Origin of the sequence: Streptomyces sp. NPDC014764, assembly GCF_043082785.1 — a bacterium.
Lineage (GTDB): Bacteria > Actinomycetota > Actinomycetes > Streptomycetales > Streptomycetaceae > Streptomyces > Streptomyces althioticus.
On record NZ_JBIBXY010000003.1, the window covers coordinates 37627 to 62278 of the forward strand.

Annotated in this window: 23 protein-coding genes; 14 read left to right on the top strand and 9 right to left on the bottom strand. The window is 72.5% G+C overall.

The features are described 5' to 3' along the window. The first annotated feature begins 108 nt into the window (after positions 1-108). Positions 109-741 (top strand): PepSY domain-containing protein, encoded by a 633-nt coding sequence (locus ACF1AG_RS08910; RefSeq protein ID WP_359599140.1) that lies wholly within the window; start codon positions 109-111, stop codon positions 739-741. Positions 742-860: 119 nt separating this feature from the next. Here the strand turns inward: ACF1AG_RS08910 and meaB are convergent, their stop codons facing one another. Together meaB and ACF1AG_RS08920 are read right to left on the bottom strand one after the other, a co-directional pair. Continuing rightward, positions 861-1832, bottom strand: a complete 972-nt coding sequence (gene meaB, locus ACF1AG_RS08915; protein ID WP_359599139.1) for a methylmalonyl Co-A mutase-associated GTPase MeaB — start codon at positions 1830-1832, stop codon at positions 861-863. A 40-nt stretch (positions 1833-1872) separates the two neighbouring features. Further along, positions 1873-3096 (bottom strand): acetyl-CoA C-acetyltransferase, encoded by a 1224-nt coding sequence (locus ACF1AG_RS08920; RefSeq protein WP_359599137.1) that lies wholly within the window; start codon positions 3094-3096, stop codon positions 1873-1875. A 147-nt stretch (positions 3097-3243) separates the two neighbouring features. Between ACF1AG_RS08920 and mce the strand changes: the two genes are divergently transcribed. From mce to ACF1AG_RS08955, 7 genes are all read left to right on the top strand, one after another. Next, complete coding sequence (gene mce, locus ACF1AG_RS08925; protein ID WP_359599136.1) at positions 3244-3684, top strand: methylmalonyl-CoA epimerase; 441 nt, start codon at positions 3244-3246, stop codon at positions 3682-3684. Positions 3685-3910: 226 nt separating this feature from the next. Next, entirely contained in the window at positions 3911-7792 is a 3882-nt protein-coding gene (gene scy / locus ACF1AG_RS08930) for a polarized growth protein Scy (protein WP_391809543.1), read from the top strand. 183 nt (positions 7793-7975) lie between these two features. Then, positions 7976-8914, top strand: coding sequence for a cellulose-binding protein (locus tag ACF1AG_RS08935; protein WP_359599132.1), 939 nt, complete (start codon positions 7976-7978; stop codon positions 8912-8914). Positions 8915-9003: 89 nt separating this feature from the next. Beyond that, entirely contained in the window at positions 9004-9966 is a 963-nt protein-coding gene (locus tag ACF1AG_RS08940; RefSeq protein ID WP_391809544.1) for an ABC transporter ATP-binding protein, read from the top strand. Positions 9967-9968: 2 nt separating this feature from the next. After that, a complete protein-coding gene (locus ACF1AG_RS08945; protein WP_359599128.1) occupies positions 9969-10742 on the top strand; it encodes an ABC transporter permease in 774 nt (257 codons plus the stop codon). A gap of 143 nt (positions 10743-10885) precedes the next feature. Then, a complete protein-coding gene (locus ACF1AG_RS08950) occupies positions 10886-12082 on the top strand; it encodes an ABC transporter ATP-binding protein (RefSeq protein ID WP_359599127.1) in 1197 nt (398 codons plus the stop codon). Further along, a complete protein-coding gene (locus ACF1AG_RS08955) occupies positions 12079-12966 on the top strand; it encodes an ABC transporter permease subunit (protein ID WP_359599125.1) in 888 nt (295 codons plus the stop codon). The genes ACF1AG_RS08950 and ACF1AG_RS08955 overlap by 4 nt, the downstream gene beginning before the upstream one ends. A 34-nt stretch (positions 12967-13000) precedes the next feature. On the opposite strand, the gene ACF1AG_RS08960 is transcribed toward ACF1AG_RS08955, so the two are convergent. After that, positions 13001-13333 (bottom strand): ATP/GTP-binding protein, encoded by a 333-nt coding sequence (locus tag ACF1AG_RS08960; protein ID WP_359599124.1) that lies wholly within the window; start codon positions 13331-13333, stop codon positions 13001-13003. Between the two features lie 241 nt (positions 13334-13574). On the opposite strand from ACF1AG_RS08960, the gene ACF1AG_RS08965 reads away from it, so the two are divergent. Next, entirely contained in the window at positions 13575-14603 is a 1029-nt protein-coding gene (locus ACF1AG_RS08965) for an LLM class flavin-dependent oxidoreductase (RefSeq protein ID WP_387794858.1), read from the top strand. Positions 14604-14687: 84 nt separating this feature from the next. On the opposite strand, the gene ACF1AG_RS08970 is transcribed toward ACF1AG_RS08965, so the two are convergent. Beyond that, positions 14688-15080: an SCO5389 family protein gene (locus tag ACF1AG_RS08970; protein ID WP_359599121.1), complete on the bottom strand. Its 393-nt coding sequence runs from the start codon at positions 15078-15080 to the stop codon at positions 14688-14690. A 288-nt stretch (positions 15081-15368) separates the two neighbouring features. On the opposite strand from ACF1AG_RS08970, the gene nucS reads away from it, so the two are divergent. Continuing rightward, positions 15369-16040 (top strand): endonuclease NucS, encoded by a 672-nt coding sequence (nucS, locus tag ACF1AG_RS08975; protein ID WP_359599120.1) that lies wholly within the window; start codon positions 15369-15371, stop codon positions 16038-16040. A gap of 74 nt (positions 16041-16114) precedes the next feature. Here nucS and ACF1AG_RS08980 read toward each other — a convergent pair whose 3' ends face one another. The 3 genes from ACF1AG_RS08980 to ACF1AG_RS08990 all read right to left on the bottom strand — a co-directional run bounded on the left by ACF1AG_RS08980 (position 16115) and on the right by ACF1AG_RS08990 (position 20218). Continuing rightward, positions 16115-18631, bottom strand: coding sequence for an ATP-binding protein (locus ACF1AG_RS08980; RefSeq protein ID WP_391809545.1), 2517 nt, complete (start codon positions 18629-18631; stop codon positions 16115-16117). Positions 18632-18892: 261 nt separating this feature from the next. Next, positions 18893-19216, bottom strand: a complete 324-nt coding sequence (locus ACF1AG_RS08985) for an STAS domain-containing protein (protein ID WP_019524073.1) — start codon at positions 19214-19216, stop codon at positions 18893-18895. Between the two features lie 153 nt (positions 19217-19369). After that, a complete protein-coding gene (locus ACF1AG_RS08990) occupies positions 19370-20218 on the bottom strand; it encodes a 3-hydroxyacyl-CoA dehydrogenase family protein (RefSeq protein WP_359599117.1) in 849 nt (282 codons plus the stop codon). 287 nt (positions 20219-20505) lie between these two features. Between ACF1AG_RS08990 and ACF1AG_RS08995 the strand changes: the two genes are divergently transcribed. Continuing rightward, positions 20506-21171 (top strand): 1,4-alpha-glucan branching protein, encoded by a 666-nt coding sequence (locus tag ACF1AG_RS08995; protein ID WP_359599115.1) that lies wholly within the window; start codon positions 20506-20508, stop codon positions 21169-21171. 51 nt (positions 21172-21222) lie between these two features. After that, positions 21223-21795 (top strand): cob(I)yrinic acid a,c-diamide adenosyltransferase, encoded by a 573-nt coding sequence (locus ACF1AG_RS09000; protein WP_163086965.1) that lies wholly within the window; start codon positions 21223-21225, stop codon positions 21793-21795. A 3-nt stretch (positions 21796-21798) separates the two neighbouring features. Here ACF1AG_RS09000 and ACF1AG_RS09005 read toward each other — a convergent pair whose 3' ends face one another. Both ACF1AG_RS09005 and ACF1AG_RS09010 read right to left on the bottom strand, forming a co-directional pair. Then, positions 21799-21981 carry a DUF5708 family protein gene (locus ACF1AG_RS09005; protein ID WP_391809546.1) on the bottom strand — a complete coding sequence of 61 codons (183 nt, stop codon included), beginning with the start codon at positions 21979-21981 and terminating at the stop codon, positions 21799-21801. Then, entirely contained in the window at positions 21978-22541 is a 564-nt protein-coding gene (locus ACF1AG_RS09010) for a hypothetical protein (protein ID WP_391809547.1), read from the bottom strand. Before ACF1AG_RS09010 ends, ACF1AG_RS09005 begins: the two co-directional genes overlap by 4 nt. 153 nt (positions 22542-22694) lie before the next feature. On the opposite strand from ACF1AG_RS09010, the gene ACF1AG_RS09015 reads away from it, so the two are divergent. After that, complete coding sequence (locus ACF1AG_RS09015) at positions 22695-23885, top strand: histidine kinase (protein ID WP_359599110.1); 1191 nt, start codon at positions 22695-22697, stop codon at positions 23883-23885. Next, complete coding sequence (locus tag ACF1AG_RS09020) at positions 23885-24526, top strand: response regulator (protein WP_391809548.1); 642 nt, start codon at positions 23885-23887, stop codon at positions 24524-24526. The genes ACF1AG_RS09015 and ACF1AG_RS09020 overlap by 1 nt, the downstream gene beginning before the upstream one ends. Positions 24527-24652 lie beyond the last annotated feature (126 nt).

Consider the following 24652-nt stretch of genomic DNA (forward strand, 5'->3'; position numbering starts at 1 on the left):
GCAAAGGGAAGCTGAAGATCACTTCAGGCTGCTTCAGCTTCCGCTCAGCGTCGGTGGGCGACATTGATGTCGTACAGCGCGAAGCACACCGACTCGGGAGGAACGCACATGAAGCGCAACATCGTGATCGCCGTCGTCACGGCCGCGGCACTGGTGGGCGGGGGCACGGCGACGGCGCTGGCGGTCGCGGGGGACGACGACGACACGACGTCGGTGACGCGGACGGACGACGACCGGGACGACCGCGGCGAGGACCGCTCGGACGACCGGGACGACGACCGTTCGGACGACCGGGACGACGGCGACGACGGTGTGGCCCGTGCCGCCGCCCCCGGTGGCGTGACCGCCGCCGAGGCCATCACCGCCGCGCTTGAGCACACACGGGGTACGGCCGTCTCCGCCGAACTGGACGACGGCTCCTGGGAGGTCGACGTCCTCGCCGAGGGCGACACCTGGCACACCGTCAGGATCGCCCCGGACAGCGGCAAGGTGCTGGGCGCCGAGAAGGACGACGAGGACGACGCGGCGGAGGTGCGCGCCGCGCTCAAGGGTGCCTCGGTGACGGCCGAGGACGCGGCGAAGGCCGCGGCCGCGAAGGGGACGGTCGTCTCCGTGGATCTGGACGACGACGGCGGCGACAAGGGCTGGGAGGCGGAGACGCGTGCCTCCGGCGGAGACGCGCGGGACTGGAACGTCGACCTGAAGACGGCGTCCGTCACACCGGACCGCGACGACGACTGACGGTCGTCCTCAAACGCCGGACGGGCTGAAGATCAGCCCCTCCGGCGTTTGAGGAGCGGGGTCCGGGGCGGAGCCCTGGGTCGGGACGGGAAGGGGCGGCGGGGGCGAGAACCCCGTGCTCAGCCGTCGGACGAGCCCCCCTGGGTCAGACCCTCGACCAGCTCGTCCGCCGCCCGGTAGGGATCCAGCCGACCCGCGACGATACGTTCCGCGAGCGCCCCCAGGCGGCGGTCCCCGTGGAGGTCGCCGATGCGGCGGCGCAGGGCCGTGACGGCGATCGTCTCGACCTCGTGGGCCGCGCGGGCGCGGCGGCGCTCTGCGAGGACCCCCCGTTCCTCCATCCACGCCCGGTGCTTCTCCAGCGCCTCGACGACCTCGTCGACGCCCTCCTGGCGGGCGGCGACCGTCTTGACGATCGGGGGGCGCCAGTCGCCGGGGCCGCGGGACTCGCCGAGGCCCAGCATGTGGTTCAGCTCGCGGGCGGTGGCGTCCGCGCCGTCGCGGTCGGCCTTGTTGACGACGTAGACGTCGCCGATCTCGAGGATTCCGGCCTTGGCGGCCTGGATGCCGTCGCCCATGCCGGGGGCGAGGAGGACCACGGAGGTGTCGGCCTGGGAGGCGATCTCCACCTCCGACTGGCCGACGCCCACCGTCTCCACCAGGATCACGTCGCAGCCGGCCGCGTCCAGGACGCGGATGGCCTGCGGCGCGGCCCAGGCGAGGCCGCCCAGGTGGCCGCGGGTGGCCATGGAGCGGATGTAGACGCCCGGGTCGGAGGCGTGCTCCGACATCCGGACGCGGTCGCCGAGCAGGGCGCCCCCGGAGAAGGGGGAGGACGGGTCGACGGCCAGGACGCCGACCCGCTTGCCCTGTTTGCGGTACGCGGTCACCAGCGCCGAGGTGGACGTCGACTTGCCGACGCCCGGGGAGCCGGTGAGGCCGACCACGTAGGCGTTGCCCGCGAGCGGCGCGAGGGCCGCCATGACCTCCCTGAGCTGCGGTGACGCCCCCTCCACCAGGGAGATCAGCCGGGCCACGGCCCGTGGCCTGCCCTCTCTGGCCTGGGCCACCAGAGTGGAGACGTCCTGCATCACAGCTCCGTTCACGTAAGGGAAGTCGGCAACAACCGGGTCAGGCCTTGGGTACCCGCACGATCAGCGCGTCACCCTGGCCGCCGCCACCGCACAGCGCCGCGGCGCCGACGCCGCCGCCGCGCCGCTTCAGCTCCAGCGCCAGGTGTAGCACCAGCCGCGCGCCGGACATCCCGATCGGGTGGCCGAGGGCGATGGCGCCACCGTTGACGTTCACCATTTCGGTGGAAACGCCGAGGTCCTTCATTGACTGGACGGCAACCGCCGCGAACGCCTCGTTGATCTCGATCAGGTCGAGGTCGGCAACCTCCAGGCCCTCCTTCTTCAGGGCGTGGCGAATGGCGTTCGAGGGCTGCGACTGGAGCGAGTTGTCGGGGCCGGCCACGTTGCCGTGGGCGCCGATCTCGGCGATCCACTCCAGGCCCAGCTCCTGCGCCTTGGCCTTGCTCATCACGACCACGGCGGCGGCGCCGTCGGAGATCTGCGAGGAGGAACCGGCGGTGATGGTGCCGTCCTTGGCGAAGGCCGGGCGCAGCTTGCCCAGGGACTCGGCGGTGGTGTCGCCGCGGATGCCCTCGTCCTTGCTGAAGAGCACCGGGTCGCCCTTGCGCTGCGGGATCTCGACCGGGGTGATCTCGGCCTCGAAGACGCCGTTCTTCTGCGCGGCGGCGGCCCGCTGGTGGGACAGGGCGGCGATCTCGTCCTGCTCGGGGCGGGCGATGCCGAGGCGGGTGTTGTGCTTCTCCGTGGACTCGCCCATGGCGATGTTCTCGAAGGAGTCGGTCAGGCCGTCGTGCGCCATCGCGTCGAGCATCTGCACCGCGCCGTACTTGTAGCCCTCGCGGGACTTCGGCAGCAGGTGGGGGGCGTTGGTCATGGACTCCTGGCCGCCGGCCACGACCACGTCGAACTCGCCCGCGCGGATGAGCTGGTCGGCCAGCGCGATGGCGTCGAGGCCGGAGAGGCACACCTTGTTGACGGTGAGCGCCGGGACGTTCATCGGGATGCCGGCCTTCACGGCGGCCTGGCGCGCCGGGATCTGCCCCGCCCCGGCCTGGAGCACCTGCCCCATGATCACGTACTGGACCTGGTCGCCGCCGATCCCCGCACGGTCGAGGGCGGCCTTGATCGCGAAGCCGCCGAGGTCGGCTCCGGAGAACGACTTCAGCGAACCGAGCAGCCGACCCATCGGGGTGCGGGCGCCCGCGACGATGACGGACGTCGTGCCGTTCGTTGCGGATGATGCAGAAGATGCAGAAGTCATGAGCTGCGGTCCCCTTCCGGCTGCACAGCCGAGGAGTGAACGAGGGTTTACTTCGAATGTACTGACGCGCGGGCGACCCCGTCATCGGCCTTTCGGTGTGATCGCGCGCACGTTGCGTAACCGTCCCGGGCGCGCTGCACTGATTCCATGCTGACGCGAATCGACCACATCGGGATCGCCTGCTTCGACCTCGACAGGACCGTGGAGTTCTACCGCTCCACCTACGGCTTCGAGGTGTTCCACTCGGAGGTCAACGAGGAGCAGGGCGTGCGCGAGGCAATGCTCAAGATCAACGAGACCTCGGACGGCGGTGCCTCCTACCTGCAGCTCCTCGAGCCGACCCGCGAGGACTCCACCGTCGCCAAGTGGCTCGCGAAGAACGGCGAGGGCGTCCACCACATCGCTTTCGGTACGGCGGACGTCGACGCGGAGGCGGCCGGCATCAAGGAGAAGGGCGTACGCGTTCTGTACGAAGAGCCCCGGCGCGGTTCCATGGGGTCACGGATCACCTTCCTGCACCCGAAGGACTGCCACGGCGTACTGACAGAACTGGTCACTTCCGCGCCCGTTGAGTCGTCCGAGCACTGACCCACGTACATAAGGGCCGGTAGGGTTGGGTCTGGTCGCCGCTCGAAGCGTGGTGACCGAGCCCCGTCGTGTTCGGCGACGGGATCGCCGGGGCCGGGTGGCGGGGGGCGAGCGCGGGGCAGCAGCCCATGCTCCGCCGATGATCTGACACCATTCCCCGGGGGCTCCGTTCGGGATGGGCGGAGCTCGGCCAGACTTGCGACCAGGGGACGGATGGGACCGCGCAGTGCGGGGCTACGAGAGCCAGGAGCGAGAGCCGGCGGCTGACGTCGACCACCTCTCTCGGTTCGAAGCCGAGATGAAGCGGCTGAAGACCGAGCGGGAAAAGGCGATCCAGCACGCCGAGGACCTCGGCTACCAGGTCGAGGTGCTGCGCGCCAAGCTGCACGAGGCGCGGCGCACCATCATGTCCCGTCCCGCCTACGACGGCGGCGACATCGGCTACCAGGCCGAGCAGTTGCTCCGCAACGCGCAGCTGCAGGCCGACCAGCTGCGCGCGGACGCCGAGCGGGAGCTGAGCCAGGCCCGCGCCCAGACCCAGCGCATCCTCCAGGAGCACGCCGAGCAGGCGGCCCGCCTCCAGGCGGAGCTGCACCAGGAGGCGGTGACCCGGCGCCAGCAGCTCGACCAGGAGCTGGCGGAGCGCCGTCAGACCGTCGAGACGCACGTCAACGAGAACGTGGCGTGGGCGGAGCAGCTGCGGGCCCGCACCGAGGAGCAGGCCCGCCGCCTGATGGAGGAGACCCGCGCCGAGCGGGAGCAGGCGCTGGCCGCCGCCCGCGAGGAGGCGGAGCGGCTCACCGCCGAGGCCCGCCGCCGGCTGCAGAGCGACGCGGAGGCAGCCCGCAGCGAGGCCGAGCAGCTGCTGCGCCGCGCCCGCACGGACGCCGAGCGGCTGCTGAACGCCGCGTCCACGCAGGCCCAGGAGGCCACCGAGCACGCCGAGCAGCTGCGCACCTCCACGGTCACCGAGTCGGAGTCGGCGCGCCGCCGGGCACAGGAGATGAGCCGGGCCGCCGAGGAGCGGATGACCGAGGCGGAGAGCGCGCTGCGCGAGGCGCGCTCAGAGGCCGAGAAGGTGCTCGCCGAGGCGAAGGAGGCCGCCGCCAAGGCGCTGGCGTCCGCCGAGGCCGCCAACGAGACCCGCACGCGCACCGCCAAGGAGCAGGTGGCACGGCTGGTCAGCGAGGCCACCAAGGAGGCCGAGTCCACCAAGGCGGACGCCGAGCAGCTGGTCGCCGACGCCCGCGCCGAGGCGGAGAAGATCGTCGCGGAGGCCGCGGAGAAGGCCCGTACGCTCACCGCGGAGGAGTCGGCCACCCAGCTGTCCAAGGCGGCCAAGACCGCGGAGGACGTGCTCAACAAGGCGTCCGAGGAGGCCAAGCGGACCACCAAGGCGGCCGCCGAGGAGGCCGAGCGGATCCGCCGCGAGGCGGAGGCCGAGGCGGACCGGCTGCGCGCCGAGGCGCACGACATCGCCGAGCAGCTGAAGGGTGCGGCGAAGGACGACACCAAGGAGTACCGCGCCAAGACGGTCGAGCTGCAGGAGGAGGCGCGCAGGCTGCGCGGCGAGGCCGAGCAGCTGCGCGCCGACGCGGTCGCGGAGGGCGAGAAGATCCGCGCGGAGGCCCGCAAGGAGGCCGTGGCGCAGATCGAGGAGGCGGCCACGTCCGCCGAGGAGCTCCTCGCCAAGGCCAAGGCGGACGCGGACGAACTGCGGTCCACCGCGCAGACGGACAGCGAGAAGGTCCGCACCGAGGCCATCGAGCGCGCCACGACGCTGCGCCGGCAGGCCGAGGAGACCCTGGAGCGCACCCGCAAGGAGGCCGAGCGGCACCGCGCGGAGGCCGTCGAGCAGGCCGACGCGCTCAAGGAGGACGCCGAGCGGACCGCGCGCGAGCTGCGCGAGGAGACCGAGCGGGCCGTCGAGGCGCGGCGCGCGGAGGCGGCCGACGAGCTGACCCGGCTGCACACGGAGGCCGAGGAGCGCCTCGCCGCGGCCGAGCAGGCGCTGAGCGACGCGCGCGAGGACGCCGCCAGGATCCGCCGCGAGGCGAACGAGGAGGCCGAACGGCTGCGCACGGAGGCCGCCGAGCGGATCCGTACGCTCCAGCAGCAGGCCGAGCAGGAGGCCGAGCGGCTGCGCGACGAGGCCGCCGCGGACGCGTCGGCGTCCCGGGCGGAGGGCGAGGCCGTCGCCGTGCGGCTGCGGTCGGAGGCCGCTGCCGAGGCGGAGCGGCTCAAGTCCGAGGCGCAGGACAGCGCGGACCGGATGCGCGCGGAGGCCCAGGCCGCCGCCGAGCGGATCGGCACGGAGGCGTCCGAGACGCTTGCGGCGGCGCAGGAGGAGGCCGCCCGGCGGCGCCGGGAGGCGGAGGAACTCCTCGGCGCGGCCCGCGAGGAGGCCGACGAGGAGCGCCGGCGGGCCCGCGAGCAGAGCGAGGAGCTGCTGGCGGCGGCGCGCACCCGGGTGGAGGAGGCGCAGGCCGAGGCCGTGCGGCTGGTCGAGGAGGCGGACCGGCGCGCCACGGAGATGGTGTCCGCGGCCGAGCTCCACGCCCAGCAGGTGCGGGACTCCGTCGCGGGGCTGCACGAGCAGGCGCAGGAGGAGATCGCCGGGCTGCGCAGCGCCGCCGAGCACGCGGCGGAGCGCACCCGTCGCGAGGCCGAGGAGGAGGCGGACCGGGTCCGCAGCGACGCCTACGCGGAGCGGGAGCGGGCCAGCGAGGACGCGGGCCGGATGCGGCGCGAGGCGCAGGAGGAGGCCGAGGAGGCCAAGTCCCTGGCGGAGCGCACCGTTTCGGAGGCGATCACGGAGGCGGACCGGGTCCGCGCCGAGGTTTCCGAGCACGCGCAGCGGCTGCGCACCGAGGCGTCCGACGCGGTCGCCGAGGCCGAGCAGGCCGCGGCGCGCACCCGGGCGGACGCCCGCGAGGACGCCAACCGGATCCGTTCGGACGCGGCGACGCAGGCGGACACGCTCATCACCGAGGCGCGCAGCGAGGCGGAGCGGCTCACCGAAGAGACCATCACGGAGACCGACCGGCTGCGTACCGAGACGGTCGCCGAGGCCGAGCGGGTGCGGTCGGAGTCGGTGGCCAAGGCGGAGAAGCTCATCGCGGACGCCACCGGCGACGCGGAGCGGCTGCGCGCCGAGGCCGCGGAGACCGTGGGGTCGGCGCAGCAGCGGGCGGAGCGGCTGCGGCACGAGGCCGAGCGGGTCAAGGCCGACGCGGAGTCGGAGGCGGAGCGGCTGGTGTCCTCCGCGCGCGAGGAGGCCGAGCGGACGCTGGACGACGCCCGCAAGGAGGCCAACAAGCGGCGTTCGGAGGCGGCCGAGCAGGTCGACACCCTCATCACGGAGACCACCGCCGAGGCGGACAAGCTGCTCACCGAGGCGCAGCAGCAGGCGCTGAAGACCACGGCCGACGCCGAGTCGCAGGCGGACACCATGGTGGGCGCGGCCCGCAGCGAGGCCGAGCGGCTGGTGTCCGAGGCGCGGGTCGAGGGCAACTCCCTGGTGGAGAAGGCCCGTACGGACGCCGACGAGCTGCTGGTCGGCGCACGCCGGGACGCGACGCAGATCCGGGAGCGCGCGGAGGAGCTGCGCGACCGCATCACCACCGAGATCGAGGAGCTGCACGAGCGGGCCCGGCGCGAGGCCGCCGAGACCATGAAGTCCGCCGGCGACCGTTGCGACGCGCTGATCAAGGCCGCGGAGGAGCAGCTCGCCAAGGCGGAGGCCAAGGCGAAGGAGATCGTCTCCGAGGCCAACTCCGAGGCGGGCAAGGTGCGCATCGCCGCCGTGAAGAAGGCCGAGGGTCTTCTCAAGGAGGCGGAGCAGAAGAAGGCCACGCTCGTGAAGGAGGCCGAGGAGCTGAAGGCCGAGGCGGTGCGCGAGGCACGGCGCACCGTCGAGGAGGGCAAGCGCGAGCTGGAGGTCCTCGTCCGGCGCCGCGAGGACATCAACGCGGAGATCTCGCGCGTCCAGGACGTCCTGGAGGCCCTGGAGTCCTTCGAAGCCCCGGCGGGCGGCAAGGACAACGGCGTCAAGGCGGGGGCTGCGGCGGGTGCTACCCGTACGGGTGGCAAGTCAGCCGAGAGTTAGCAAACCGGGCGAAATCCCTTGTACGGTGAGGGCTTTGACCATGGCTTTGGCAAGGCTTCCGGCGGCGAGCCACTCAAAAGGGGTGTCATCTTCCGTATCAAACGTGCATCCGCTCGATGACACAGCGCTTCGGCCCCTAGGATTCCACCTATCACCTCACCGGTCTCATTCGACAGGAACCCCATGAGCGACACTTCCCCCTACGGCTTCGAGCTTGTGCGGCGTGGGTACGACCGCGCTCAGGTGGACGAACGTATCTCCAAGCTCGTCTCCGACCGTGACAGCGCTCTCACCCGCATCACCGCTCTGGAAAAGCGCATCGAAGAGCTCCACCTCGAGACGCAGAACGCCCAGGCCCAGATCAACGACGCCGAGCCGTCGTACGCGGGTCTCGGCGCGCGCGTGGAGAAGATCCTCCGTCTCGCCGAGGAGGAGGCCAAGGACCTGCGCGAGGAGGCCCGGCGCGCCGCGGAGCAGCACCGCGAGCTCGCCGAGTCGGCCGCCCAGCAGGTGCGCAACGACGCCGAGTCCTACGCCTCCGAGCGCAAGGCCAAGGCGGAGGACGAGGGCGCCCGGATCGTCGAGAAGGCCCAGGGCGAGGCAGCCCAGCTGCGCTCCGAGGCGCAGAAGGACGCCCAGTCCAAGCGCGAGGAGGCGGACGCCCTCTTCGAGGAGACCCGCGCCAAGGCCGCCCAGGCCGCCGCGGACTTCGAGACGAACCTGGCGAAGCGTCGCGAGCAGTCCGAGCGCGACCTGGCCTCGCGTCAGGCCAAGGCGGAGAAGCGCCTCGCGGAGATCGAGCACCGCGCGGAGCAGCTCCGGCTGGAGGCCGAGAAGCTGCGCACCGACGCCGAGCGCCGGGCCCGCCAGACGGTGGAGACCGCCCAGCGCCAGGCCGAGGACATCGTGGCCGACGCCAACGCCAAGGCCGACCGGATCCGTTCGGAGTCCGAGCGCGAGCTGGCGGCGCTGACCAACCGCCGCGACTCCATCAACGCCCAGCTGACCAACGTCCGCGAGATGCTGGCGACCCTCACGGGTGCCGCGGTCGCCGCCACCGGCGCGCCCGCCACCGAGGACGAGCCCGTCTCCCGCGGCGTCCCGGCCCAGCAGTCCCGGTAGCACCACCGGGCCACCGGGCGACCGGACCCGGCGCGAAGCCCTCTGCCACTGCGGTGGCAGAGGGCTTCGCCCCGTTCTAGCGTGGCCGCATGATCGAGCTGGAGGGGCTGACCAAGCGGTACGGCGAGAAGGTCGCGGTGGACAACCTGACCTTCACCGTCCGGCCGGGCATCGTCACGGGCTTCCTCGGCCCGAACGGCGCCGGCAAGTCGACCACCATGCGGATGATCCTGGGGCTCGACCACCCCACGGCCGGGGACGTACGCGTCGACGGTACGCACTACGACCGGCTGAAGGACCCGCTGACGAACATCGGCGCGCTGCTGGAGGCCAAGGGTGTGCACCCGGGGCGCAGCGCCTGCAACCATCTGCTGTGGCTCGCGCAGAGCAACGGCATCCCCGAACGGCGGGTGCGGGAGGTGCTGGACGAGGTCGGCCTGACGGCGGTGGCGCGGAAGAAGGCCAAGGGGTTCTCGCTCGGCATGGGGCAGCGGCTCGGCATCGCCGCCGCGCTGCTCGGCGACCCGCGGATCCTGATGTTCGACGAGCCGGTCAACGGCCTCGATCCCGAGGGCATCCACTGGATCCGCACGCTGATGAAGTCGCTGGCCGGGCAGGGCCGCACGGTGTTCGTCTCCTCCCACCTGATGAGCGAGATGGCCCTGACGGCGGACCACCTCGTCGTCATCGGGCAGGGCCGGCTGCTCGCCGACACCTCGATGGCGGAGTTCATCGAGCGCAACTCCCGCTCCTACGTCCGGGTGCGCACCCCGCAACGGGAGGCGCTGCTGGACGCGCTGCACCGCGCGGGCGTCACCGCCGTCGACGGTGCGGACGGGACGCTCGAGGTGGACGGAACGCCCGCCGAGGCGATCGGCGAGCTGGCCGCGCGCAACGGGGTGGTGCTGCACGAGCTGAGCCCCCAGCAGGCGTCCCTCGAGGAGGCCTTCATGCAGTTGACGGCGGAGTCGGTGGAGTACCACGCGCACACCGGCGCGCCCCTGCCCCCGCAGCAGCGACAGCAGTGGGGCGAGAGCTGGAGGAAGGGCTGAGCATGGCGACGGGACAGGTCGTACGGTCGGAGTGGACCAAGATCCGGTCGGTGGCGTCGACCGTGTGGACGCTGTCGACCGCGGTGGTCGTCACCATCGCGCTCGGCATGCTGATCTCGGCACTCTCGAAGAACGAGTTCGACAACCTCGACGAGCGGGAGAAGCTCGCCTTCGACCCGACCTTCATCAGCTTCGCCGGGACCAGCCTGGGCCAGCTCGCGATGATCGTGTTCGGGGTGCTGGTGGTGTCGAACGAGTACAGCACCGGGATGATCCGGGCCTCGCTGGCGGCCGTGCCCAAGCGGGGCGTCTTCCTGTTCAGCAAGCTCGCCGTGGCCACCGCCCTGGCGTTCGTGGTCGGGATGGCGACCAGCTTCGCCACGTTCTTCCTGGGCCAGCTGATGCTCGGCGACCTCAGGGCGTCCATCGGCGACGACGGGGTGCTGCGCGCGGTGTTCGGCGGCGGGCTCTACATGACGCTGATCGCGCTGTTCTCGATGGGCGTGGCCGCGATGCTGCGCTCCCCCATGCTGTCGCTGGGCATCCTGATGCCGTTCTTCTTCCTGATCTCCAACATCCTCGGCAACGTGAGCGCCACCGAGAAGGTCGGCCGATTCCTGCCCGACCAGGCGGGCAGCAGGATCATGCAGGTCGTCACGCCGGTGGACGACGACACCCCGTACGGCCCCTGGGGCGGGCTCGGCATCATGGCGCTGTGGGTGATCGCGGCGGTCGCCGGCGGCTACGTGCTGCTGAAGCGTCGTGACGCCCAGTGAACGCACAGTGAACGACCGTTCGGCAACGGTTCCGGCCCGCCCGTGATGCGCCCTTGAGCGGAACCGTCAGCGCCCCGATAAGCTCCTAACCCTTACGGGGGGCGTATGCCCCGCTGTCCTGAACCTTTCGATGGGTGCGGAGCATGATCGAGGCAGTCGGCCTGACCAAGCGGTACGGCGACAAGACCGCTGTGTACAACCTTTCCTTCCAGGTGCGTCCCGGCGCCGTCACCGGCTTCCTGGGCCCCAACGGCTCGGGCAAGTCGACGACGATGCGGATGATCCTCGGTCTGGACAACCCCACCGCGGGCCGTGTCACGATCTGCGGCCACCCGTACGACAAGCTGCCCAACGCTCCCCGCCAGGTGGGCGCGCTGCTGGACGCCAAGGCGGTGCACGGCGGCCGCTCCGCCCGCAACCACCTGCTCAGCCTGGCCCAGCTGTCGGGCATCCCGGCCCGCCGGGTGGACGAGGTGCTGGGCGTGGTGGGTCTGCACGAGGTTGCGGGCCGGCGGTCCAAGGGCTTCTCCCTCGGCATGGGGCAGCGCCTGGGCATCGCCGCCGCGCTGCTGGGCGACCCCCAGGTGCTGCTGTTCGACGAGCCGGTCAACGGCCTCGACCCCGAGGGCATCCTCTGGGTGCGCAACCTGATGAAGTCGCTGGCCGCCGAGGGCCGTACGGTCTTCGTCTCCTCGCACTTGATGAGCGAGATGGCGCTGACCGCGGACCATCTCATCGTGATCGGCCGCGGCCAGCTCATGGCGGACATGAGCGTGCGGGACTTCATCTCCCACAACTCCGCCGACTTCGCGCGGGTGCGCACGCCCGACAGCGAGCCGCAGCAGCGCGAGAAGCTGTCGGCGGCGATCACCGAGGCCGGCGGCCATGTGCTGCCCGAGCAGGACGGCGCGCTGCGGGTGACGGGACTGCCGCTGCCCCGGATCAGCGACCTCGCCCACGACCACGACGTACGGCTGTGGGAGCTGTCGCCGCACCAGGCGTCCCTGGAGGAGGCGTACATGCGGATGACGCAGGGCGCCGTCGACTACCGCTCGACCGTCGACCAGAAGGAGGGGCTCCAGCAGCCGCTCCCGCCGGGCGCGCAGCCGCCGATGCCGGTGCCGGGTCAGGGCCAGCCCGGCTGGTACGCCCCGCCGCCGCCCCAGCAGGGCGGGCAGCCCTTCACCCCGCCGCAGGCCCCCGCGGGCCCCTACGGCGCTCCCCCGGCCCCCGCGGCCGCTCCGGGCGCCCCGGCGGCGAACCCGTACGCGCAGGCGCCGCAGAGCGCTCCCCAGTCCGCCCCCTCAGCCGAGCCGACCAAGTCCGAGGACGCCCGATGAGCACGCCCCAGCCCCCGATGCCGCAGAGCGCCGCAGCCGAGTGGCCGGCCGCCCCCGGTGCCGCGCCCTCCGCCCCGGCGTACCCCACCTACACGTCGCCCATCCCGGTGGTTCCCACCCACCTCGGGCACGCGCTCGCCTCCGAGTGGACGAAGATCAGGTCGGTGCGGTCGACCATGTGGACGCTGGGCGTCCTCGTCGCGCTCGTGGTGGGCATCGGCCTGCTCACCGGTCTGGTGATCGCCAACGCCGACCCCGACCTGGGCGGCGAGAGCCCGCTGTCGCTGGGCTTCTTCGGGCTGCTGCTCGGCTCGATGTGCCTGATCACGCTCGGCGTGCTGACCACCGCCTCCGAGTACGGCACGGGCATGATCCGCACGACGATGGTCGCCTGTCCCAGCCGCGGCCGGGTGCTCGCGGCGAAGGCCCTGGTGTTCTTCCTGGTCGCCTTCGTGGTGACCCTGGTGTGCGCGTCGGTCGTGGGCCTGCTGCACGTGTCGCTGCTGGAGGAGTACAACGCCGCGGAACCGACCGGCGAGGAATGGCTGAAGGGCACGGTCGGCGTCTCGCTCTACCTGGCGCTGCTCGGCACCCTGTCGCTGGCGGTCGGGTCGATCGTGCGGCACTCGGCGGGCGCCATCACCATCATGATCGCGCTGGTCCTCGCCCCGCTGGTGATCGCGCTGTTCATGTTCTCGCCGTCGCTGTCGGACGTGCAGCAGGCGCTGTTCGAGTACTCCATCCCGAACCAGATGAGCATCTTCTACGCCAACTCCCTGTCGGAGTCGGGCCCGTCGGGGTGGGATCCGCTGTGGATCATGCTGGTCGCCGCGGGCGCCGCGCTGGCCGCCGCGTTCGCCCTCCTGCGGAAGCGGGACGTCTGAGGACGTCCAGGGACATCCAGGACCCGGAGGTCCGTCAGAACCTCGGCGCGTTACGGGACCGCTGCACCCGCGTGGTGCGGCGGTCCTTCGCGTTCCAGCAGGCCTTGTGCCAGTGCCGGCGCTCGTCGACGCCGGAGTGCTCGGGCCAGGCCACCACGTGCGGCACCCCGTCCGGAATCAGCTGGTCGCAGCCCGGGCACCGGTAGGACTTGCCGCGGGCGCTGCTGCCCGCTACGTGCCGCACGCTCCACTCCTCGCCCTGCCAGGACTGTGTGGACTGCCAGCCGCCGTACCTCCCGGAGCGGTCGTCCTCGGCGCTCCGGCCGGACGAACCGGCTCCCTTGGGTCGGTTGCGACGCGGGGACACAGGACACCTCACGGGGCTATACAGGATGCACGGACCGCGTCCAGCCTAGTCGCCGCGGACCGGGGTACGCGTACGCCGCCAATCGTCACAAGTCACTCCGTGGCGCGCGGCGGCCCCGTGAGAGCGCCCCGTTCTGCAGACAATCCGCAAAATCGCTCACCCGGCCGTGTCCTCGGCACGTGTCGGGGGGTTATGCCCTGCGGGGGAGCTCCGCGTCGGAGCCAAGGAAGCAGGAAGAGCAATGCGCGTTGGAAGTTTCGTGTTGGCCGCCCGGTTCCCCGGGCAGGGCGAAGGGGAAGCGCTGCACCGCGCGGTGCGCTCCGCCGAAGTGGCCGAGGAGTCGGGGCTCGACACGGTCTGGCTGGCCGAGCACCACTTCGTGCCCTACGGCACCTGCCCGTCCGCCGTCACCCTGGCGGCCATGCTGCTGGGCCGCACCCGGCGGCTGCGCGTGGGCACGGCGGTCAGTGTGCTGCCCACCGCCCACCCGGTCGCGCTCGGGGAGCAGGCCGCGCTGCTGCACGTCGCCAGCGGCGGACGGTTCTCGCTGGGCCTCGGCCGCGGCGGCCCGTGGGTGGACCTTGAGGTCTTCGGGTCCGGCCTGGAGGCGTACGAGAAGGGGTTCCCGGAGGCGCTCGACCTGCTGTTGCGGTGGCTTCGCGAGCCGTCCGTGGGAGCCGACGGCGAGCGGTACCGGTTCCGCGAGGTGCCCGTCGTCCCCCGCCCCTCGGAGGCGCTGACCGAGGCCGAGGGCCCGGAGGTCGTGGTCGCCTGCACCTCCCCCGCGAGCGTACGGCTGGCGGCCGAGCGCGGGCTGCCGATGCTGCTGGGCATGCACGTCGGCGACGAGGAGAAGGCCGAGATGGTCGCCCTGTGGCGGCGCCACGCGCGGGCCGGCGGCCGGACCTCCGCCGAGATCGAGGCCGCGGCCCATGTCTCGGCCGGGGTCTGCCAGATCGCGGACCGGCGCCCGGACGCGGCCGAGATCCTGCTGAAGGCGATGCCGGGCTGGCTGAAGCAGGGGCTGGACGCGCATGTGACGGTGGACGGCCGCGAGCGCCGGATGCGCGACCCGCTGGCCTACACCGAGCTGCTGTGCGGGCTGCACCCGGTGGGCACCCCGCGGCTGTGCGCCGACCGGCTCGCCGCGACCAGCGAGCGGACCGGCATCTCACGTTTCGCGCTGCTCGTCGAGGGCTCCGGCGACCTGGCGGCGACGGAGGAGAACGTACGGCGGCTGGGGGCCGAGGTGCTCCCCCAACTCACCTGACCGATAAGACAGTTCCAGGGATGCTTGCCGCCCCGGTACAGACCGCACCTCCCGCGTACGGAGCGGCAAGCTATCGATGGAGCGTCAGCAGTCGCGCAGTTCCGGGGACTGGTTGAGCAGTTGGTTGCGCACCGAGGTGAAGCGGGCCAGCGTCTCGTCGACCGAGGAGTCAAGCGGGAACACGGCCACCCGGTGGCAGTTCTGGAAGGCCAGCCGAACACCGAAGTGCCGTTGCAGCGCGCCGCGTATCGCGTCACTCGCGAGCGCACGCAGCAGCTGACCGCGTGCCTGCTCGTCCGGCGGGGGCGTCTGGTTGTCGGCGAAGGTACCGCCGTCCACCTTCAGCTGGGCCACCAGGGAGCTGATCATCTCCCACGCGTAGGGCAGGGAGGTCCGGACGCAGTCGACGAAGGCAGCTTCGTCGACCTCGCCTCGCTCGGCCTGTTCGAGTAGGGCCGGTGAGACGTCGAGCGACATGGGTTCTCCTCTCGCACCCCCAGCACTCGGGGGTTGCCTGACAGATAAGGGAGTGCGCGAAAACGGGCACGCTGCGTACACAGTTCGCGACCTCCCGTTCAATACCGTAAGCAACGGACGGTGACCGCACCAGGAGAACGGGCGGATGCGGAACTTCCTGTAGGCCGGGAATCGGCCATTGCGGAACACGCGTTTTCCAGGAGATACAGGACGCGCCTCCTGGGCCGCGAGGGGTGCCCGTGAGGGCGAATCGCGTCCACCCCGGCCGGTCGAGTAGCGTTGCCGACCATGCGTCTCGTCATTGCCCGCTGCTCCGTGGACTACGCCGGGCGGCTCACCGCGCACCTGCCGTCCGCACCTCGTCTGATCCTGGTCAAGGCGGACGGCAGCGTCTCGATCCATGCCGACGACCGGGCCTACAAGCCCCTCAACTGGATGTCGCCGCCGTGCGCCCTGAAGGAGGGCACCGGCGAACAGGAGGGCGTCTGGACCGTCGTCAACAAGGCGGGCGAGAAGCTCATCATCACGATGGAGGAGATCCTCCACGACTCCTCGCACGAACTCGGCGTCGATCCCGGCCTGATCAAGGACGGCGTGGAAGCACACCTTCAGGAGCTGCTCGCCGACCGCATCGAGACCCTCGGCGAGGGCTACACCCTCATCCGCCGTGAGTACATGACGGCGATCGGACCCGTGGACATCCTGTGCCGGGACGCCGACGGGCAGACCGTCGCCGTCGAGATCAAGCGGCGCGGCGAGATCGACGGCGTGGAGCAGCTCACCCGTTATCTGGAACTGCTCAACCGCGACCCGCATCTCGCGCCGGTGCGCGGCATCTTCGCCGCCCAGGAGATCAAGCCGCAGGCCCGGGTGCTCGCCTCCGACCGCGGCATCGGCTGCCAGATCCTCGACTACGACGCCCTGCGCGGCATCGAGGACGACAAGCTGCGCCTGTTCTGAGCGGCGCGCCACGACGGCACGCACCAGGGGGCCGGGTTCCGTGCGGAACCCGGCCCCCTGGTGCGTCCGGCGGGTCAGATCATCGTCTCCGACTCCTCGGGCGAGGCCTGATCCGTGCTCTGCGTGGCGCTCGCGGAGGTCTCCACGGGGGCGGAGGAGGCGGGACCGCTGGCGGAGTTGCTGGTGCTCGGCTCGCCGGTGGACGGGTCCGTCTCCGTGGGCTCCTCCGTGGGCTCCTCCGTGGGCTCCTCGGTCTCCGAGCCGGTCGGGTCGGGCGACGTGGAGGTGGTCGGCTTCGGCGACTTGGTCGGCTTGGCCGGCGTGGTGCCCGGCGACGTCGGCCTCGTCGGCTCGTCCGGCTCCTCCGTGCGCGTCTCGTCGTCCGACGGCTCGTCGGACTCCGTGGACGTCGGCGGCGGGTCGTCGGCGGTGCCGAGCGTGCCGTCGGGACCGGGGTCGGTGGGGCGGCTGGTGGCCTTCCCGGTGTCGCCCTTGTTGCCGGCCGCCGGGTCCGCGTCGAGGTCGCCGTCGTCCGGGCCCTGGCTGGCGGACGGGTTGACGCCGACGTTCTCGGAGGGCGACGCGGGGTCGTTGCCGGACGTGGCTCCGAGGGTGACGACGGTGCCGAGGACGGCGACGAGCAGCGCGCCCGCCCCCGCCGCGACCAGGTTCCGCCTGGCGAGCCCTTTGAGCCCGCCCGGGACGCGGTCCTTGGTCCGCTGCGGGACCGTCGCGGCCGGCACGGAGCCGGTGACGACCAGACCGGTGTCGGCGGGCGGCTGGAGGTCGGGGAAGGCCATCGGCACCCCGCGGGGCGGGGACGCCGACTCCTCGACGTGCGCCTCGGGCATCTCCTCCGCCGCGGTCGGCGCGATGGCCAGCGGCACGCCGGAGCGGTCGGCGACGAGGGCCAGCGCCCTGCGGCCCGCGACCGTGCCGCGCTTGTCGGCGAGGGCGCCGCGCAGGCCGATGGACGCCTCCAGCTCGGCGCGCGCCCGGTCGAGCTGTCCCGCGCACAGCGCGTGGATGCCCAGCTCGTGGTGGAAGTAGGCCTGTTCACCCACGTCCCCGGCGATGCGGGCGGCCTCCGCGCCGGCCCGCAGCGCCCGCTCCCAGGCGCTCCAGTGCAGCCCGGAGGCGAAGGCGGGAGCGGCGGTGCGGGCGAGCCGCACGGCCGTGCCGGGCTCGTCGGCGGTGTCGGCGGCGAGCGGCGACAGGGCGGTGAGCGCGGCGAGGACCGCGTCGGACTCGGCGCAGACGCGCTCCGGGGTGACCGAGGGGTGCCCGGTCCACCAGGCGTAGTGCTGCGCGGCCTCGCGGATGCGGGCGTCGGCGTCGTCGGTGTACCCGGCGGCCTCCAGCTGGGCGGGGACGCCCGCGGCGAGCCGGTAGCGGGCGCCGACCGGGGACACCAGTCCGCAGGAGACCAGTTCGCCGAGGGCGGCGTCGGCGTGGGTGTCGCCCACCAGGGCGGGCAGGTGCGCCTGGTGCGGCACCTCGCCGCCGAGCGCGACGGCGAACCGCAGGGTGGCGCGGGCGGAGGCGCTGAGCCGGGAGGCGAGCAGCGGTGCGGGCGCGGCGGCCTCGCCGAGGGAGGGCAGCGGGACGTCGTCGCCGTCGGCGGGGTCGTAGGGCGCCTCGTCGGTCCGTACGTCCTCGAAGACGCCGAACTCGTCGACGGCGCTGGTGCCGGCCCGCAGCCGGTCGCGCTGCCGCAGCAGGGCGCCCGCCTGGACGAAGCGCAGCGGCAGTCCCTCGGACTCGAACCACAGGTCGCCCGCCCAGGTGGCCTCCTCCTCGGTGAGGGTGCGGCCGACGGCGTGCCCGAGCAGGTCGAGGCCGGCCGCGCGGTCGAGGCCGGACAGCTCGACGTCCTCCACGCCGGCGTCGGCGGAGGGGTCGGCCACCTCCGGGGCGGCGGCGAACAGGAAGGCGCACTCGGGGGTGGCGTCCAGCAGCTCGTCGAGGGCGGCCCCGCCGAACTCGAGGTCGTCCAGGACGACGACGGCGCCGATCTCGCGGACGCTCTCGAGCAGTTCGTCCCGGTCGGGTCGGTGCAGGGGCGCGTCGAAGACAGCGTGGAAGAGGTCGTGGAGGAGGTCGTCGGCGGTGCGGCGGTGGCCGTCGAGGCGGACCACACCGTCGGGCGCGAGGTCGGCGCAGTCCTCGGCGACGACGTCGAGCATCCGGGTGCGGCCGGAGCCGCCGGGGCCGACGAGACGCACGGAGCGGCCGCGGGCGAGCAGCCTCACCAGCGTCTCCCGCTCGTCCTGGCGGGCCAGCAGGGGCAGCGCGGGCTGCGCCGGGCCCGGGGGGACGGGCGGGGCGGCGGCGCGCTCCACCTCGGCGCGTTCGGACTCGGTGAGCTTGCCGGGGCGGGCGGGCCGCTCGGCGGGCGGGCAGGGCTCGATCTCGCTGCCGTCGACGGGATTGACGGTCAGCAGGAAGTCCCCGGAGACGAGCTGGACCGTGCGGGCGGGCACGGGCGTGTGCTGTCCGAAGTCGGAGGTGAGGGGTTCCCTGGGAGGGCGCTGGCGCGGCGTGTCGCCGCCGTGGCCGTACTCCTCGGGTCCCGTGTGGTTCGGGTCCATAGGTCCTAGCCCCCCAAAAGCGTCGTGGCTGAAGCCCTCCCCGGCCTCGCTGCACACCGCGCTGTCGCTTCTGGTCCGGGCCCGCTCGAGGGTTGCAAGGCAGCGGGCAGCCGAACCCTAAACCTTCGGTCAGTATCCACGACAGTCCGGGGTGCCAGGGCGTCCGACTGGTCACGGTCTCGTGAGGATTGTGCGCGCGGCGCGGGGTTCGCGGGTGTGGGCCCCGCTTCTCCGGCTCGTCCGTCGTGCACCCGTACGCCCTTACACGCGGGGCAGTGTGTCCACCCCGATGCCCCCCTCGATCGCCAGGATGCGGTGCAGCCGGGTGGCCACCAACAGGCGCTGCATCTGCGGCGGCACGTCGCGCAGCACCAGGCGCCGGCCGCAGCGGCCGGCCCGTCGGTGGGCCCCCATGATCACCCCGAGTCCGGTGGCGTCCCAGGAGTCCAGTTCGGACAGGTCCAGCACCAGGTCGCCGACTCCGTCGTCGACGGCCGAGTGCAGGACCGTACGGGCGTCCGCCGCGCTGCGGACGTCGAGGCGGCCCCCGACGACCAGCTCGGCGTGGTCGCCCCTGATGTGCATATGCGCTCCCCGTGATGCGTGGTGTGCTCCGCGGTGTCCTGACGGCCGGTGTTGCAACCTCTGACTGCGTGACGGCCGCGGAGGTTGCTGGCTGTGAGCGAACCGATACCGAATTCACCCCGGCGTGTGATGCACGCCGGGGTGTGCGCGGTCTCAGTGCTCGTAGAAGCCCTGCCCGCTCTTGCGCCCGATGTCACCGGCGTCAACCATCCGGCGCATCAGCTCGGGTGCCGCGAACTTCTCGTCCTGCGACTCCGTGTAGATGTTGCCCGTGGCGTGCAGCAGGATGTCCACGCCGGTGAGGTCGGCGGTGGCCAGCGGGCCCATGGCATGGCCGAAGCCCAGCTTGCAGGCGAGGTCGATGTCCTCGGCGCTGGCCACGCCCGACTCGTACAGCTTGGCGGCCTCGACGACGAGGGCGCAGATGAGACGGGTGGTGACGAAGCCGGCGACGTCGCGGTTGACGACGATGCAGGTCTTGCCGACGGACTCGGCGAACTCCCGCGCCCTGGCCAGGGTTTCGCCGCTGGTCTTGTAGCCGCGGACCAGCTCGCAGAGCTGCATCATCGGCACCGGCGAGAAGAAGTGCGTGCCGACGACCCGCTCGGGGCGCTCCGTGACGGCCGCGATCTTGGTGATCGGGATGGCCGAGGTGTTGGAGGCGAGGACGGTGTCCTCGCGTACGAGCTTGTCGAGCGTGCGGAAGATCTCGTGCTTGACCTCGAGCTTCTCGAAGACGGCCTCGACGACGACGTCCGCGTCCGCGCAGGCGTCGAGATCGGTGGTCGTGGTGATCCGGCCGAGGGCGGCCTCGGCGTCCTCCGCCTCGAGCTTCCCCTTGGCGACGAACTTGTCGTACGACGCCTTGATCCCGTCCGTGCCCCGCGTCAGCGCCTCGTCGGTGACGTCGCGCAGGACGACCTCCCAGCCCGCCTGTGCGGAGACCTGGGCGATGCCGGACCCCATGAGACCGGCCCCGATGACGGCGAGCTTGCGTGCCACTGTGCGACTCCCCTGATACGCGCTGTCCATGTTCTCCAGGAGCGGACATTAGCGTTCACGGGGAGCCCTGTGACCGGTAAGTAACGCGCGTCACGTCTCACATGACGGACATCACACCGGCGGCAGACGCGGCGGGAGCCGACGGTGCGTCAGGTCACGGGTTCCCGCCGTCCCGAGGGCCGGTACGGCCGCGCGGGCCGGTGGTCCGGGGAAAGCCGTCGCGTGGGAGCGCCGCCGGTGCGAGGGTGGGGGCCGGTGTGTCCGCCCGTCGAAGGAGAACCCCCGGCATGTCCGTCATCCACCGCACCACCCTCGAGCCGACCAAGCTGGAGCTGCTGGCCGGCTGGCTGCCCACCCGGCCCTGGTACCGCGGCGGTCCCCAGGAACCGAAGCTGAGCAAGGCGGGCGGTTTCCGGCTCGACGACCCCGCGGGCGAGGTCGGCATCGAGTTCATGCTGGTCCGGGACGAGTCGGGCGACGCCCCGGTCGACTACCTGGTGCCGCTCACCTACCGCGCCGCACCGCTCGACGGGGCGGACGCGGCTCTCGTCGGCACCGCCGAGCACGGGGTCCTGGGCCGCCGCTGGATCTACGACGGCTGTCACGACCCGGTGGCCGTCGCCGAGTTGGCGGCGCTGGTCGAGGGCCGCGCGGAGCCGCAGGCGCAGAACGAGAGCCACACCCCCGACCGTGAGGTGGGCCGCGCCCTGGCGGGCGAGGGCCCGGTGCCGGCGGAGTTCCCGGCGGTCGAGGACGCCGAGGAGCACACCGAGCTGACCGCGCCGGACGGCACGGTGCTGCGCGTGCTGCGCACCCCGCACCCCGCCCCGGACGGCGCCCCGCAGGCCGAGCCGGGCACGGCGGGCCACGTCACCGGGGCGTGGGACGCGCCGGACGGTGCCCGGGTGCAGGGCCTGATGGTGCTGCTGCTGACGCCGCCCCCCGCACCGTGACAGTGCGCACACGGGCGCCCCGTGCCGCCGGTGCGTCACTAGGCTGACCTCATGGTCAATCTGACACGCATCTACACGCGGACCGGCGACAAGGGCACCACGCACCTCGGGGACATGAGCCGGGTCGCCAAGACCGATCTGCGGATCTCCGCCTACGCGGACTCCAACGAGGCCAACGCGGTGATCGGCACGGCGATCGCCCTCGGCGATCTTCCGGACGAGGTGGTCGCGGTCCTCACCCGCGTGCAGAACGACCTGTTCGACGTGGGCGCCGACCTGTCGACCCCGGTGGTGGAGGACCCCAAGTACCCGCCGCTGCGGGTCGAGCAGTTCTACGTCGACCGGCTCGAGGAGGACTGCGACCGCTTCAACGAGCAGCTGGAGAAGCTGCGCTCGTTCATCCTGCCGGGCGGCACGCCGGGCGCGGCGCTGCTGCACCAGGCGTGCACGGTGGTGCGCCGGGCGGAGCGCTCGACGTGGGCGGCGCTGGACGCGCACGGCGAGACGATGAACCCGCTCACCGCGACCTACCTCAACCGCCTGTCGGACCTGCTCTTCATCCTGGCCCGCATCGCCAACAAGGAGACGGGCGACGTCCTGTGGGTGCCGGGCGGCGAGCGCTGAGCCCTACCGGCGCACGGCCCGGAAGAGGCCCAGCAGGATCTCGGTGCCGCCGAGGAACATGAGCACGACGCCCGCCTTGGGCAGCGAGATCACCGGCAGCTCCACCCCCTGGGTCCAGCGCCACAGGGCGAGGCCGCCGAGCACCGTGCCCGCGCCCGTGGCGCAGTGCCCGGCCGCCCGCCTCACCGGCCCACCCGCTCGCGGCCGGCGGCGTCCGCCGGGGTCTTCTTGGGCCACAGCCAGTAGGTGAGGGCGATCAGGCCGTGGATGCCGGCCGCGCGCCAGGCGGTGGCGCGCCAGGACTCCAGGGAAGTCACGCGGCCCGGGTCGCCGACGTACCAGATGGCGAGTTGGAGCAGCGCTGTCGCCACGGCGGCGGCGATCAGCGTGCCCAGCCAGACCTTGGTCTCGTGCCGGGCGCGGGCCAGGCCGTAGCGCGGCGGCCGCACCAGCGGGCGGCCGTCGAGCCGGTGCGCCGCGTGACCGTCGAGCCACTTCACGGTGCGGTGGCCGTGGCCCACCGTGTACCCGATGTAGAGCGCGGCCAGCCCGTGGGTCCAGTCCGGCTCGGCGCCGTTCTTCAGGTCCCACGCGGTGGCGACGAGCAGCACGACCTCCAGCACCGGCTCGCACAGCAGCAGCGCCAGTCCGGTGCGCGGCATCCGCAGCAGGTAGCGGAAGGCCAGTCCGGCCGCCAGCAGCACCCAGAACCCGATCTCGCAGGCGATGATCAAGGCGACGATCACGGTTCGCTCCTCTCGGTCACCCTTCCAGGCTTCCGTGCGGACCGGGCGGGCGCGTCGTCGCCGCCGACGAATCCGCGGTACATCGAAAGATGCAGTGCAGGACCGGCCTCGGGGATCAGGCGCACGCCGCGCCCACCGTGTTGGATGGGATCCATGGCCGTACGACCCCTCCGCCCGCCCCGCTTCGACGTGGCCGCCGCGCTCGCCGGGCTGCTCGGCGGGCTGCTGCTGTGGGCGTTCGGGCTGGGCGTGCGACCGGACAGCGACCCGCTCGTGCTGTTCGACGGCCGGTGGGCGCTGCTGGTGCCGCTCGGCGTGACGGCGTGCTGCGAGCTGCTGCGGCGCACCGCCCCGCGCACCGCGGTGGCCGTCGGCACGCTGGCGCTGGCCGGGGACGTCATGACCCAGGGCAGCATCGCGACGATCGTGATGTACACCGACCTGATGTACGCGGCCGTGGTCTACGGCTCCCCCGCGACCGCCCGCCGGCTGCCGTGGATCACCGGGGTGCTGACGCTGGCCGGGATGCTGGTGCCGTACGCGGTGTTGCGGGTGCCCGAGGCACTGCTGATCGGTCTGGTGGTCGGCGCGGTGACCTTCGCGCCGGCGTCGACCGGTCTGATCGTGCGCAACCACCGGGACGCCGCCGACGCCGCCCGGCTCCAAGCCGAACAGACCGCGCTGCTGGCGGAGATGGACCGGGTCCAGGCGGTCACCGCGGAACGCTCGCGCATGGCGCGGGAGTTGCACGACCTGGTCGCCAACCACCTCTCCGCGATCGCCATCCACTCCACCGCCGCGCTCTCCCTGGACGACCCGGCGACCTCGAAGGACGCGCTCGCCGTGATCCGGGAGAACAGCGTCCAAGGTCTGTCCGAAATGCGACGGCTCATCGGCATCCTGCGCGACGGCGCCGACGACCGCGAGCCTGCCGCCACCCCGACCCTCGACGGACTCGGCGGGCTGGTCGACAACGCCCGCGCCAACGGCCTCGACGTCGCCCTGGAGGCCGAGCCCGGCGCCGTGCCCGCGCCGGTGGAGCTGGCCGCGTACCGGATCGTGCAGGAGTCGCTGACCAACGCGCTCAAGCATGCCGCTCCCGGCCGGGTGAGCGTGTCCCTGCGCCGCTCGCCCGACGCCCTGGAGATCCGCGTGACCAGCCCTTACGGCGACCGCGACGGCCCCCGCGCGCCAGGCTCGGGGGCAGGTCTGGTCGGGATGCGCGAGCGGACGGCCCTGCTGGACGGTTCCTTCGAAGCGGGCCCGGTCGGCGGCCCCGAGGGCAAGCAGTGGGTGGTGCGTGCCACCCTTCCGGTCACCGACGTCGAGCAAGGAGAAGCGTGATGATCCGGGTCCTGGTCGCCGAGGACCAGTCCGCCGTGCGCGCGGGACTGGTACTGATCCTGCGCAGCGCGCCGGACGTCGAGGTGGTGGGCGAGGCGGCCGACGGCGAGCAGGCGGTGGCGCTCGCCCGGGAACTGCGCCCGGACGTCGTGCTGATGGACGTGCAGATGCCGCGCCTGGACGGGGTCTCGGCGACCCGGAAGGTGGTCGGGGAGAACCTCGCGGACGTGCTGGTGCTGACCACCTTCGACCTGGACGAGTACGTGTTCGGGGCGCTGCGGGCCGGGGCGGCCGGATTCCTGCTGAAGAACACCGAGGCGAAGGACCTGATCGCGGCGGTGCGCACGGTGGCGCGCGGGGAGGGGATCGTCGCCCCGGCGGTGACGCGGCGGCTGATCGCCGAGTTCGCCGCCAAGCCCGCCCGGCCGGTGGCGGCGGACCCGTCGGTGCTGGACGCGCTCACCCGGCGGGAACGGGAGGTGCTGTCGTGCCTCGGGGAGGGGCTGTCCAACGCCGCCATCGCGGAGCGCCTGGACATGGCCGAGGCCACGGTGAAGACGCACGTCAGCCGCCTGCTGGGGAAGCTGGAGCTGCGAAGCCGGGTGCAAGCCGCCGTTCTGGCCCAGGAGTTGGGCATCTGAAGACGCCGTGAAGGTTTAAAGGCGAAAGAGTCGCGCACGGTGGTCCAGACCTATTGACCCGTGGTCCAGACCTTTCTATTCTCGCCGCACCGTGGGCACGAAGGCTCAGTCGTGCCCCCATCCCCC

Excerpts from the sequence above, each read along its gene's own strand:
- ACF1AG_RS08910 (WP_359599140.1), top strand. The coding sequence starts at position 109 with ATGAAGCGCAACATCGTGATCGCCGTCGTCACGGCCGCGGCACTGGTG.
- meaB (WP_359599139.1), bottom strand. The coding sequence starts at position 1,832 with ATGCAGGACGTCTCCACTCTGGTGGCCCAGGCCAGAGAGGGCAGGCCA.
- ACF1AG_RS08920 (WP_359599137.1), bottom strand. The coding sequence starts at position 3,096 with ATGACTTCTGCATCTTCTGCATCATCCGCAACGAACGGCACGACGTCC.
- mce (WP_359599136.1), top strand. The coding sequence starts at position 3,244 with ATGCTGACGCGAATCGACCACATCGGGATCGCCTGCTTCGACCTCGAC.
- ACF1AG_RS08935 (WP_359599132.1), top strand. The coding sequence starts at position 7,976 with ATGAGCGACACTTCCCCCTACGGCTTCGAGCTTGTGCGGCGTGGGTAC.
- ACF1AG_RS08940 (WP_391809544.1), top strand. The coding sequence starts at position 9,004 with ATGATCGAGCTGGAGGGGCTGACCAAGCGGTACGGCGAGAAGGTCGCG.
- ACF1AG_RS08945 (WP_359599128.1), top strand. The coding sequence starts at position 9,969 with ATGGCGACGGGACAGGTCGTACGGTCGGAGTGGACCAAGATCCGGTCG.
- ACF1AG_RS08950 (WP_359599127.1), top strand. The coding sequence starts at position 10,886 with ATGATCGAGGCAGTCGGCCTGACCAAGCGGTACGGCGACAAGACCGCT.
- ACF1AG_RS08955 (WP_359599125.1), top strand. The coding sequence starts at position 12,079 with ATGAGCACGCCCCAGCCCCCGATGCCGCAGAGCGCCGCAGCCGAGTGG.
- ACF1AG_RS08965 (WP_387794858.1), top strand. The coding sequence starts at position 13,575 with ATGCGCGTTGGAAGTTTCGTGTTGGCCGCCCGGTTCCCCGGGCAGGGC.
- ACF1AG_RS08970 (WP_359599121.1), bottom strand. The coding sequence starts at position 15,080 with ATGTCGCTCGACGTCTCACCGGCCCTACTCGAACAGGCCGAGCGAGGC.
- nucS (WP_359599120.1), top strand. The coding sequence starts at position 15,369 with ATGCGTCTCGTCATTGCCCGCTGCTCCGTGGACTACGCCGGGCGGCTC.
- ACF1AG_RS08980 (WP_391809545.1), bottom strand. The coding sequence starts at position 18,631 with ATGGACCCGAACCACACGGGACCCGAGGAGTACGGCCACGGCGGCGAC.
- ACF1AG_RS08985 (WP_019524073.1), bottom strand. The coding sequence starts at position 19,216 with ATGCACATCAGGGGCGACCACGCCGAGCTGGTCGTCGGGGGCCGCCTC.
- ACF1AG_RS08995 (WP_359599115.1), top strand. The coding sequence starts at position 20,506 with ATGTCCGTCATCCACCGCACCACCCTCGAGCCGACCAAGCTGGAGCTG.
- ACF1AG_RS09000 (WP_163086965.1), top strand. The coding sequence starts at position 21,223 with ATGGTCAATCTGACACGCATCTACACGCGGACCGGCGACAAGGGCACC.
- ACF1AG_RS09015 (WP_359599110.1), top strand. The coding sequence starts at position 22,695 with ATGGCCGTACGACCCCTCCGCCCGCCCCGCTTCGACGTGGCCGCCGCG.
- ACF1AG_RS09020 (WP_391809548.1), top strand. The coding sequence starts at position 23,885 with ATGATCCGGGTCCTGGTCGCCGAGGACCAGTCCGCCGTGCGCGCGGGA.